Genomic DNA, 11,833 nt, shown 5'->3' on the forward strand with positions numbered 1-11,833 from the left:
CTTAATCTTATCACATTTTTTTTACATATTCAAGAATTGTTAACACTAAAACAATCATTTCGACAGTGTGATTAGTTTTTTATCCGTGGTTAAATTCTGATTATCCTGTATATTCTGATTTTTTCCTCACTTCATAAAAGAAATCACAAAAATAGTCTTTTCGCCCACTACACTATTGCATGAAATATTGCCCTTAAAATTATTTCTAACTATATTGTCTACTATATAAAGCCCTAATCCACCGTTTCCCTTTCCAAAGTTTGTAGTAAAATAAGGGTCAAATATTTTATCCAAATTTTCTGGAGCAATTCCAAGACCATTGTCTCTATATTTTATGCTTATTTCATCTCCAGTTTCATACATGGTAATATTTATTATATTTTTTTTGTCTTCATTCTTTCCATGCTGAATAGAGTTTATTATTAGATTCGTAAGCACTTGAACTATATCTTCAGTATAGCCGTAATAGTATATTTCTCTCGCCGACTCTATATTTACTTCAAAATTATTTTCCTTTAACTCTCTACTCAATCCTTCTGCTATTATCTTTATAGTCTCAACAAGTGGTATATCAACTTTTTTTGTAGCTTTATCTTCTGATAAATACTTTAATTTTGTTATCAAGTCAATTATTGTATCTGCATTTCTATCTATTAGATTTATAGACATTGTAATCTCGTCTAGATATAATTCTAAATCTTCCTTTTTTAATTTATTTTCATCAAGTCTACCCTTCAGAAATTTTATACCATCATTGTTAAATGTATTTGAAGTCAATATTATCCCCATTGGTGTATTAATTTTATGCGCTAGCCCCTGCACTAATCTAGTCAACGATTTTTGTTTTTTCGCTTCAATCATATGACTTTTGTTTTTGTGAATAATTTCCCAAGATGCATTTAATTGCTCTAAGTTCGCATTTATAGTTCTCTCTAGCTCATTTTCATTCATTATAATTTTACCCATTATAGGTTTAAGTATAAGCTTTATACCTAATCCCACACAAATGAGTAATATCAAAATTACAAACAAAAGCCTACCTATATAATATACTGCCCTTTCATATATCCTTTCTTTATTAAATGATGTCCAAATATTCCATCTATGATCCAACAACTCCATACCTAATTTATTGAATGACCAGAGTTCACCATTTTCAGTTATTATTTCCTCTTTGGTTCGCTTAATTAGCATCTCAAATTCATCGCTCTTAAAAAATTCATCATCACTCACTATTAGAGTGTTATCATTTCTAAATCCAAATCGCTCAATTTCTAATATACTATCGCCGCTTAAACTACATGACTCTTCCGAACAGATTATGATCTTCTCGCATCCACTCATCCTATTTGACAATTCCATTAATGTATTCAAAAATGGTTGTGCAGAGTAAACTATCATCTCCGTTCCAAGTTCTTTTCCCTTATATTTAAGAGGCTCATAGATTATAAAATTCACACTATTGTCAAACTTATATGGTCCTCTGATCTTGCTATACTCTACCTTTTCATATAGCTTATCTCTCAAATCAGGTTTTAACTTTTCACCCGAACTCGTTACCACTTGTCCCTTCCAATCAAACCAATATATACTTTTGACTCTATGATCTACTTCTAATGAATAGTCGAGTGCAGAACCCATTTTTATCATTGCTTCTGAATGGCTTATTTGCTCATTGAGATAATCATCCATCTGAGTAAGTACATTTGATCTATTTGCTATATGCCTAGCTATGCCATGAAGTTCAGCAAGATCCCTTTCTATAGATATTTCAATTATATCGTCATAATACTCTATTTCATTTTCAATTATTTCCATAAACTCTTTTTTCAAAATACTTACACTAAATATCAAAATAATTATAAATATTGCAGATATAACTATCATTATTCTAAACTGCAATCTTTTTATCAAAGCAGAAGATTTCATCCGATCCCTCCCTCTGCCTTATTTCTACCCAAAGTTTTTATTTTCATTTAAAATCAATTTTTACATATCAAATCTCTTTTTTCAATCTGATATAAAATGTCGTTCCTTCATCAATTTTACTCACACACTTGATACTACCTTTGAATTTTTGGACCACCAAATTATAAACTATATTTAACCCCAAACCAGTTCCACCTCTGTTTTGCTTTGTTGTATAAAAAGGTTCAAAAATATAATTTAAATTTTCATTATCTATTCCAATTCCATCGTCTTTAAATTCTATATCAATAAAATTCTCTCCCTCTTCAGCTCTTAGTGATATATTTCCGCCGTCTCTATTCTCGAAACCATGTATTATTGAATTGCTAACCAAATTAGTTATGATTTGAGTTAGCGCTCCTGGATATGTGTCCCAAGATTCACAGCATTTTATATCGAGTTCTATATTATGCCCCCCTTCTTTAAACAATGGTCTAAGCGTCTGTATTATCTGCCTCAAGTAATTTTTCAAATCTATGTTACGCTTCACATAGACAGTTCCATCTACTGATATCTGTTTTACACTTTCGACTAACTCTACCAACTTATTTAAATTACTATCAAGCAGTTCATATGCATCGCTAATAGATTTGATTAAATCAGATATTTTATTTTTATCAGTAATATCATTTTTTGCATTTAGCTCATTTATACTCTCTTTCATGTAGCTACTAGCAGTCACTCCTATTCCAATAGGAGTACTAAGCTCATGGGCTAGTCCTGCAACCATTCCGCCTAATGCTGCCATTCGTTCTGTTTTGATAATCTCTTCCTGCATTTTTTCGTAACTTTTAATATAGTTCTCTAAATTGTTGTGTGCTATTTGCAAATCTTTATATAAGTTTTCTTTTTCACTTATATTTTTTAAAAGTATTTCATTTATACTCTTAAGCTCATTTGTTCTCTCTTCTATTCTAGTTTCAAGTTGCTCATTAAATACCTCTAACTCTCCAGCTTTTTTCTTTGACTCTATAAACCATTTTTGCACCTCTCTCAATTCTTTTTTTGCAAAAATATACAATAAAAGAGTGGTTATTAATATATAGAACCATCCTTTATATAATTGTACACTCTGATATACACTTGCATCGCTAACAAAATAGCTTAAAAGCCTATCAGAAAAAAGGATCCATAAAAAACCAAATACAAAATATTTAGAAGCTATTTTAAACGCTTTCCCTTTATAGTTCTTTTGTCCCATGATCTCAACCTCTCTTTTCAATCTTTTATCTTCTTTCTTCTTTATACCCGAAATCACTCTCTACTAAATTTTAAATATCTATTCTCTAAAATTATTCACTTTAATTCACAACATCATTTTCAAAAAAATAAAAAATTGCCAAAATAAATTTGGCAATTTTTACTATCATATTTTGTATTTAATTCTATAAACCCAATACAATTTTTAATTTTTATTATAATTTGTCTTATTGTACGGATCTCTTAGGATATACTGCCTTGTACAAATCTGTTAGCTCTGAAACCAATGGTAACTTTGGATTCGCTGGTGTACATTGATCTTCAAAAGCTCTGTCTGCTAGATAATCTACTCTTTCCATATATTCTTTTTTATCAACTCCCATTTCTTCGAGTGAAAATGGAACGTTCAATTCTTTCATCATATTTTCTATAGCACTAGCTAACGCCTCTACACCTTCGCTTGTAGTCTTGAATTTGAGACCTAATGCTTTTGCTATTTCAGCATATTTCTCATCTGCAACAAATTCTTTGTATTTAGGGAATGATGCAAATTTTGTTGGTTTTTTTGCATTATATCTAATTATATGTGGTAATAATATAGCATTTGCTCTACCATGTGCTATATGGAATTCTCCACCTAATTTATGAGCCATAGAGTGATTAACTCCCAAGAATGCGTTCGTAAATGCCATACCTGCCATACAAGATGCATTGTGTACTTTCTCTCTAGCTTCTCTATCATCTCCATTTTTGTATGCTCGTGGAAGATAATCAAATATCAACTGAGCCGCCTTTATAGCTAATGCATCTGTAAAATCTGTTGCCATAACTGAAACATAAGCTTCTATAGCATGTGTAAGTACATCAAGTCCGGTATCTGCTGTAACTGATTTTGGAACACTCATTACAAAATCTGGATCTAGTATAGCAACATCTGGAGTCAATTCATAATCAGCTAATGGGTATTTAACATTATTTTTTTTGTCTGTTATAACTGTAAATGCTGTAACCTCTGATCCTGTTCCTGATGTAGTTGGAATAGCTACCATTTTTGCCTTTCGTCCAAGTTTAGGGAATTTAAAAGCTCTTTTTCTTATATCCAAGAATTTTAATCGTAAACTATTGAAATCAACATCTGGATATTCGTAGAATAACCACATTCCTTTAGCAGCATCCATTGCTGATCCACCACCTAAAGAAATTATAGTATCTGGTTTAAATCTCTTCATCATCTCTGCACCATCTAGCACAGTTTCAACAGATGGATCTGGTTCTACATCACTAAATATCTCAATAGCAACATGATTCATTCTTTTATTTAAATGATATATAAGTTTATCTACATATCCTAAATTTTGCATAACTCTGTCAGTTACTATAATTACTCTTTCTACATTTGGCATTTTAGCTAAATATTGTACTGAGCCAAATTCATGATAAATCTTCTCTGGTACCTTAAACCATTGCATATTTACTCTCCTTTTGGCTACGCGTTTGAAATTTATAAGATTTATAGCAGATACATTGTCAGTAGTTGAATTGTTGCCCATTGAACCACATCCAAGTGTAAGTGATGGTATATTTGCATTGTACAAATCTCCAATAGCGCCATGAGTAGATGGTGCATTTACAAGCAATCTTCCAGTTCTTAAATTAATTGAAAAATTCTCTATAACCTCATCGTCATTAGCATGTATTACTGCTGAATGTCCAAGACCACCAAACTCTGTCATTTCAACAGCTCTTTTGATTCCTTCTTTGCTATTTTTCACTTTATAACAAGCTAGTATTGGACTTAATTTTTCTCTAGAAAGAGGATATTCACTTCCAACTCCATCCAATTCAGCTATCAATATCTTAGTATCTTCTGGAACATCAACACCTGCCATTTTTGCAATATCATGAGCACTCTGTCCCACCACTTGAGGTGCCATACTCTGACGCTTTTGATCTATAGCTATAGCTTCAACTTTTTTTATTTCTGCTTTACTTAAGAAATAGCAGCTATGGTATTTCATCAATTTAGTTGCTTCAGTATATATGCTCTGATCAATTATAACAGCTTGCTCTGAAGCACAAATCATTCCGTTGTCAAATGTTTTAGACAAAATCAAATCTGTTACAGCTTGATGTAAATCTGCTGATTCATGAATATAGCATGGAACATTACCAGAACCAACGCCTAATGCCGGCTTACCTGATGAATAAGCTGCTTTAACCATTCCTGGTCCTCCAGTAGCCAATATTAATGCTATTCCATCGTGTTTCATAAGGGCATTTGACGCTTCTATAGATGGTTTCTCAATCCATTGTATACAGTTTTTAGGTGCTCCTGCTTTTATAGCTGCATCTCTAACTACTTTAGCCGCTTCTGAAGATGATTTTTGAGCAGATGGATGAAAACTGAATATTATAGGATTTCTTGTTTTCATAGCTATTATTGCCTTAAACATAGTAGTTGATGTTGGGTTAGTAACAGGTGTTACTCCTGCTATAACGCCTATTGGTTCAGCAACTACCTGATATGCTTCTTCATCATTTGTCTCTACAACACCCACAGTTTTATCATTTTTTATACTATTGTAGATATACTCTGTTGCAAACATATTTTTTATAATTTTATCTTCATAAACTCCTCTTTTTGTTTCCTCTACAGCCAATTTAGCAAGAGGCATATGTTTATCTATTCCAGCTAAAGCCATTTGTTTTACAATTTCATCTACTGTCTTCTGATCTAATTCCATAAATTGCTTCTTGGCTACATTTGCTTTTTCCACTAAATCATTCATCATCATTTCTACGTTTTGTTCTTGACCTTCAATAACTTTTTTTACAGTTCCCACAGTGACCACCCCTTGTTATTTTATTAACAATCTTTGATAGAAGTTTAACATATATGCGTATAGTTTGAAACTTCCAAAAAAGCTATTTCAAATTCAAATTCATTCAAATATCTGTACAATACGCGTTTTCAATACACTATACTCTTTTTTTCTCCCATTTTCTATTAATTTCACATATATGTATTCTAATACAGCATGTAAAAAGCGCTAAAAAATGGGCTTTATTAAAAGCCCATTACTCTAAACAACCATTTGTTAATTTATTGTCATATTATTTCTTTATATCAATTACAAGTCTATTCGGATTCTTCAATTGAAAAACTCTTATCTCCTTAGATTCACTTAAACTTATACCTACTCCAATCATGCTATCATCTTCTGGATAAATTTTATCCATACTTTTTACTATTTTTGAATACTTCAAATTAGGAATTTTTGCATTGTTTTCTCTCACTCCACTCCACAAAATAACGATCACTCCATGATTTTCTGGCATAATCACTTCATAGTGAGGCATGGATTTTGAGTCACCACTCATCTCAAATGCTATTCTTTCAAAATCTTTCCAATTACCCCACTTTATATTTTTGAGCTTTTGACCATCTGTTATCGTTCCGCCTACAAACTTACCCGCATTTTGAAACTCAATTTTACTAAGTGGAATCCCTGTCTTAATTTCATAAAGAGACAGTTTACTATAATCTACACTTTCACTAGTTTCTTTATCCACATTACTTGTAGTTTCATCTGCCTGTTTCTCACTGTCGCTATCGATATCTTCATAATCTATTCCAACCATAGCCTCAGTATAATTTTCACCTTCTAAATCTGCTTTCTCTTCTTTTTCCTCAATGACATTTTCATCATCTGTCTTGGTAATTTCACCAACTTCATTTTTTGTTTGCTCTTCAACATCTTTACTTATCTCTGTTGAAATTTCAGTATTTTGTTCCGTAATTTGATTACTTTCTTGACTATTTACTTCTGGTGGCACTTCACTACTACATCCAGTTAAAAATAACGCTATAAAAATCATGCCTATAGCTATTTTCTTCATAACACAATCCCTCCTATCACGCAAAACTTTTTGCCATCCACTTCTTTTTCTTCCATCTACCATACATGCTCAAACCCCTAAACCATTCATCACATGCAAAAGCAATCCAAACTCCTGTAAGCCCTAGATTAAATATAACTCCAAGTACATAGGCTAACCCTACGCCTATGCTCCACATTGATATAAGAGCCATTACAACAGGAAATAATGTATCACCTGCACCTCTTAAGCTATTTATTATGACAACATTAAATGTTCGACCCAATTCTAATACAAAATCCACAGCTATAACTTGACTACCCAGCTTTATTATATTTAAATCATCTGTAAACAAGTTCATCAACCCATGTCTATTTAAATAAAATACAAAACAAATAATTACAGTAAATCCTTGCGCCTTTATCAAACTTTTTATACCCAAGTCATATGCCTCTTCAAATTTTCGCTCACCAACGCAGTGTCCAATAATAATCTCAGAACCCTGCCCTATTGCTGCTGAAAATAAATACGTAAACATAACTATATTTTGCACATAAGTCTTTGCTATCAAAGCACTCTCACTCATATAACTGACTATAATATATATTATGACCATCTGAGATACATCATATGACATTACTTCCATCGCAGCCGGAAAACCTATCTTATAAATATTTTTTAGTGTATCCCAAGGAAATGGTTTTACTTTTTTTAGTACACTTAAATGTTCTATCTTGCTAAATATCACGCCCCAAAGTATGAGCATTCCTAAAACCCTACTAATAGCAGTAGCCATTGCAACACCTTTGACTCCTAGCACTGGCATATTGAACCATCCAAATATAAATACTGCATCCAAAAAAGCATTTAAAGTATTCATTGCAAGTGTAGTTCTCATAGAAATTTTTGTATATCCATGGCTTCTTATTGTTGCACTTATAGTTACAAATATAGCTTGAGCAAAACTCATACTACCAACAATCATAAGATAAGTCTTCGCATGGGAAAATAAACTGCTTTCGAGTCCTAGTTTCCCGATTATATACCCAGCTCCCATATAAAGGCCAACACTAAATAATAATCCAACTATAGAATTTACTATAAGTGATACGGCAAATACTTCTGAAGCTTTTTTTCTCTTCTTTGCTCCCAAGTATTGTGCTGTCAATACTGCAGTTCCTCCAGATGTTATAGAAAAAACTATATTAACCATCATTATGATTTGATTTGACGTGCTAACTCCCGCTGCAGCCCTATCTGAATAATGGCTTAACATATAAGTATCTACAAAGCCTAATAACATGAATAGCAACAATTCTATAAATATTGGCCAAGTTAATTTGTAAAGATTTTTAGTCATATAATCCTCCTGATTTTCAAATACTTGCCTTTTTTCTTTTACTCATTATATAATATAATTTAGTTGTGATACAGTATTTTAATACAGAACAAGGAGTTATTTTATGGGTTATATAATGGATTTACGAAAACACGTCGGACATGCTCCATTAATCATGGCTGGTGCGGGAGTATTGGTTTTAAGTGAAAATAATGAAGTATTATTGCAAAAAAGAAGTGACAATCTTTGCTGGGGCATAATAGGTGGTAGCATTGAACTTGGTGAAACGCTTGAGGAAACTGCCAAAAGAGAAGCTTTAGAAGAAGCTGGCATTGAAGTATTTGATTTAAAGCTATTTAATGTATACTCCGGACCAAATAGTTACTACAAATATCCAAATGGTGACGAAGTCTACAATGTTGCAACTATTTACACTACCTATCATTATTCTGGTGATTTACGCCCTGACAAAAATGAAACATTAGAACTCAAATTTTTTCCAATAGATAATATTCCAAATAAAATAAATCCCCCAGACAAAATAATTCTGAAGGATTTAGTAGCGCGAATTACAAACACCCGACTCTTGTGACATGCTCCTACTACAAAAATAAAGATTTTGAAAGGGCTTATTAGAATTATAATAAGGCATCATCTTGAGTCAATATATCTAATATGGAGCATTTACATTTATTCTCATTTCGTGTTCTCTCACATAAATCTCCATTTTTCCGTGCAATTTTTCATCTATCATTATCTTAGTTTTCTCTAATTCCTCCTCTTCAAATTGACAAAATGAATTTTCTAGTTTCAATATAAAACCATAACCGAGCCCTAAATCATTCTGATAAGTCTTGATATTTAAATTATATTCACGTATTTCTCTGCAAATCATTGCCATATACTTTATATTGTCAAATAACGATTGATTCCAATAAGTGCTCCTCACTTCTTTTCGCTTAATATTATCATCTAAATCCCACGTCAAATTTCCATTATGTGAAAATGATGTTTCAAATAAATTCATCATATTTTGAATTTCTTTATTTATGTCATATGGTCTAATTTCTTTCTTAAAGTCAATAAATGAATAATTTTTAAGAGCTTTTACAATTTTACTTATTTGATCTATTCCATCTAACGTATCCTGTAATAACTCTGGACAATCCTCCGCTATATCTTTAAATGATTCTCTCTCCAGCCATTTTTTTATTTTAATCTGCTCCTCTGTCAGTTCACTATTTACAAATCTATATATTCCACTTTTCATTACGTCCGAATATTCCTTTAACGTCTCTATATTAGAGTTTATATATCCTAGAGGTGTATTTACCTCATGAGCTAATTGCGCTGCCAAAGATATTATTCCCTCTTGTCTTTCTTTTTCCACTAGCTTTGATTGAGCTCTACTAAGCATATCATTAGTTTTTGCTAGCCTCTCTATAAGTACTCTATAATTCGTTATCTCTGTCAATATTATTACCTGCTGCCCATAATAAATACTAGATTCATTCTCATACAATTCCTTTATCTGTACAAGCCAGTGTCTAACTTTTTTAGTCTTCTCCTTGGTTTCTATTTCAAATTCTTTATTCCCTTGCCTAATATAAGTATTATAATATATATCATATAGTAATCTGCCAAATAAGTACTTATCACTTTTATTAAATTCTAATTCTAATTCCACTGCTGTATTATTTTTATATATAACTTCTACATTTTCATCCACAACAATAACTGCCGCATCTAGAGTATCATAAATTGTTTTCTCCTTTTGAGACATTTCTTTTATACGATGATTCAATTTTGCAATTTGATGTGTATAATCTCCTAATCTATCTGCTATATTTTTATAAGCTAATAATTCCCTCTCCAATTGCTCTATCTTAAGTTCCATATTCATGTAATCATTCCTCTCAGTATTTCACTACAAACCTTCTATTCATAGTCCTCTACTTTCGGATCTGTAAAATAAGGATTAGCTGATACATCTTGGTCTAAAAGAGTAGACGGATGTATTTTCATCAATTCTACAATTTGATTTCCACTTAATTTTGCATTGTTGTACTGACATATAGCATTTATCCTGTCTGTATTGTTAAAATAGCTATTTGACAATGCTTCGTACTTTAAAATGTCCTCTCCACCAGGAACACCATCGATTACCCAAGTCATCTCAAGCGTAACACGAGCACGCTCAAATCCTTTCTTAAAAGAACCACTTATAAGATTCTTGTGGCACTTTAACATATGATTCGGTTCGAATTTACCATTTAACAAAAAAACTTCTCTGTCATCAAACAAGTATAATTGCTCTTTTTCTATATATTTATTTACATCTATTCCCTCTCTTTGAAATGCAAATTTAACTTTTTCTATTGTTTCTTTAGACGCCCCATACACACAAACTTCATTTTTTCTAAGCCCATCTGCAAAAAACTCAACTATAGCTTTTATAAGAGCCTCGTCATCTGTATAAAGTGCTACTATATGCGATCCATCACTAACTTTAAAACTCATAACATACCTCCTTCGTGACATGCTCCTCCACTAAACCTATAAAAAAGGTTTTGAGGGGGCTTCTTGGGACGTAGCAACCTCATGGTCGCTATAATTACCAAGCGCTTCGGGTATTTGCAGCTAATATTTTAACAACTGTACATGCGAATATTTAGTAAAAGATTATTAAAGACTAAAACCATTTCGATTCATCTCTCTCCTAAATAGAGGAGGGAATTTTCTCGAAATAATTTGATAGAAGCTTTCTCCTGCACTCCATTTATACCCGTGAAAAATAAAAAAACCACCCTATTAATAAGGTGGTTTAATTTCTAAACACTACTCAGTTGGTGCAGTAAATGATCTTTGAGATAACTCTCTATCTAACATAAGCATCCCATGTCCTTTTCCATCTATCAATTTTAATTGATCTAAAAGAGATGTCACGTTCGCCTCTTCTTCAACTTGTTCATCGATATACCAGTTCAAGAAACTCTTCATTGCATGATCTCTTTCTTCAATAGCTAAATCCATTAAATTATTTATCAAACTAGTAACATGCTGTTCATGTTTATAAGTTTCCTCGAATACGTCTATCGGACCATTCCACTCGATTTGAGGTTGCTCAATAGCTCCTAAACGAACTCTTCCACCTCTCTCATTTACGTAATCAAAGAATTTCATAGCGTGGAATTGCTCTTCTTCAAATTGTACTCTCATCCAATTTGCAAAACCAGGAAGATTTTGCTCCTCAAAATATGCTGCCATAGAAAGGTACAAATAAGCTGAATACATTTCTGCTGTAATTTGTTCATTTATTGCTTTTTCTAAACTTGCTTTTAACATCTTAGTTCCCCCTTCATACATTTTGTCTATTTATAATACTTACCTTCTAATTCTATCATACTTTTATCTAACAAGAAACCAACTAAAGCTAACTGATTAAAA

9 protein-coding genes are annotated in these 11,833 nt (G+C 32.0%); 1 reads left to right on the top strand and 8 read right to left on the bottom strand.

Annotation, left to right across the window (positions count from 1 at the left end; all coding sequences use genetic code 11):
- Positions 1–126: 126 nt before the first annotated feature.
- The 5 genes from N4A40_02770 to N4A40_02790 all read right to left on the bottom strand — a co-directional run bounded on the left by N4A40_02770 (position 127) and on the right by N4A40_02790 (position 8,407).
- Complete coding sequence (locus tag N4A40_02770; GenBank protein ID MCT4660756.1) at positions 127–1,929, bottom strand: HAMP domain-containing histidine kinase; 1,803 nt, start codon at positions 1,927–1,929, stop codon at positions 127–129.
- A 67-nt stretch (positions 1,930–1,996) separates the two neighbouring features.
- Positions 1,997–3,169 (bottom strand): HAMP domain-containing histidine kinase, encoded by a 1,173-nt coding sequence (locus N4A40_02775; GenBank protein MCT4660757.1) that lies wholly within the window; start codon positions 3,167–3,169, stop codon positions 1,997–1,999.
- Positions 3,170–3,395: 226 nt separating this feature from the next.
- Positions 3,396–6,011: a bifunctional acetaldehyde-CoA/alcohol dehydrogenase gene (adhE, locus tag N4A40_02780; protein MCT4660758.1), complete on the bottom strand. Its 2,616-nt coding sequence runs from the start codon at positions 6,009–6,011 to the stop codon at positions 3,396–3,398.
- Between the two features lie 271 nt (positions 6,012–6,282).
- Positions 6,283–7,068: an AMIN domain-containing protein gene (locus N4A40_02785; GenBank protein MCT4660759.1), complete on the bottom strand. Its 786-nt coding sequence runs from the start codon at positions 7,066–7,068 to the stop codon at positions 6,283–6,285.
- A gap of 16 nt (positions 7,069–7,084) precedes the next feature.
- On the bottom strand, positions 7,085–8,407 hold the full coding sequence (locus N4A40_02790; protein ID MCT4660760.1) for an MATE family efflux transporter: 1,323 nt from the start codon (positions 8,405–8,407) through the stop codon (positions 7,085–7,087).
- 103 nt (positions 8,408–8,510) lie between these two features.
- Between N4A40_02790 and N4A40_02795 the strand changes: the two genes are divergently transcribed.
- Positions 8,511–8,978, top strand: a complete 468-nt coding sequence (locus N4A40_02795) for an NUDIX hydrolase (protein MCT4660761.1) — start codon at positions 8,511–8,513, stop codon at positions 8,976–8,978.
- A 78-nt stretch (positions 8,979–9,056) separates the two neighbouring features.
- Here the strand turns inward: N4A40_02795 and N4A40_02800 are convergent, their stop codons facing one another.
- The 3 genes from N4A40_02800 to N4A40_02810 all read right to left on the bottom strand — a co-directional run bounded on the left by N4A40_02800 (position 9,057) and on the right by N4A40_02810 (position 11,731).
- The gene (locus tag N4A40_02800; protein ID MCT4660762.1) at positions 9,057–10,283 is read right to left on the bottom strand and encodes a PAS domain-containing protein; all 1,227 of its coding nucleotides are present in this window, start codon (positions 10,281–10,283) and stop codon (positions 9,057–9,059) included.
- A gap of 41 nt (positions 10,284–10,324) precedes the next feature.
- Positions 10,325–10,906, bottom strand: a complete 582-nt coding sequence (locus tag N4A40_02805; protein MCT4660763.1) for an MEDS domain-containing protein — start codon at positions 10,904–10,906, stop codon at positions 10,325–10,327.
- Between the two features lie 318 nt (positions 10,907–11,224).
- Positions 11,225–11,731, bottom strand: coding sequence for a ferritin (locus N4A40_02810; protein MCT4660764.1), 507 nt, complete (start codon positions 11,729–11,731; stop codon positions 11,225–11,227).
- Between the last annotated feature and the right edge of the window lie 102 nt (positions 11,732–11,833).

The sequence above is a fragment of the Tissierellales bacterium genome, from assembly GCA_025210965.1.
Classification (GTDB): domain Bacteria; phylum Bacillota; class Clostridia; order Tissierellales; family JAOAQY01; genus JAOAQY01.

What these genes read in the sequence shown, in the direction of transcription:
- N4A40_02770 (MCT4660756.1), bottom strand. Translation starts at nt 1,929, where the DNA reads ATGAAATCTTCTGCTTTGATAAAAAGATTGCAGTTTAGAATAATGATA.
- N4A40_02775 (MCT4660757.1), bottom strand. Translation starts at nt 3,169, where the DNA reads ATGGGACAAAAGAACTATAAAGGGAAAGCGTTTAAAATAGCTTCTAAA.
- N4A40_02785 (MCT4660759.1), bottom strand. Translation starts at nt 7,068, where the DNA reads ATGAAGAAAATAGCTATAGGCATGATTTTTATAGCGTTATTTTTAACT.
- N4A40_02790 (MCT4660760.1), bottom strand. Translation starts at nt 8,407, where the DNA reads ATGACTAAAAATCTTTACAAATTAACTTGGCCAATATTTATAGAATTG.
- N4A40_02795 (MCT4660761.1), top strand. Translation starts at nt 8,511, where the DNA reads ATGGGTTATATAATGGATTTACGAAAACACGTCGGACATGCTCCATTA.
- N4A40_02800 (MCT4660762.1), bottom strand. Translation starts at nt 10,283, where the DNA reads ATGGAACTTAAGATAGAGCAATTGGAGAGGGAATTATTAGCTTATAAA.
- N4A40_02805 (MCT4660763.1), bottom strand. Translation starts at nt 10,906, where the DNA reads ATGAGTTTTAAAGTTAGTGATGGATCGCATATAGTAGCACTTTATACA.
- N4A40_02810 (MCT4660764.1), bottom strand. Translation starts at nt 11,731, where the DNA reads ATGTTAAAAGCAAGTTTAGAAAAAGCAATAAATGAACAAATTACAGCA.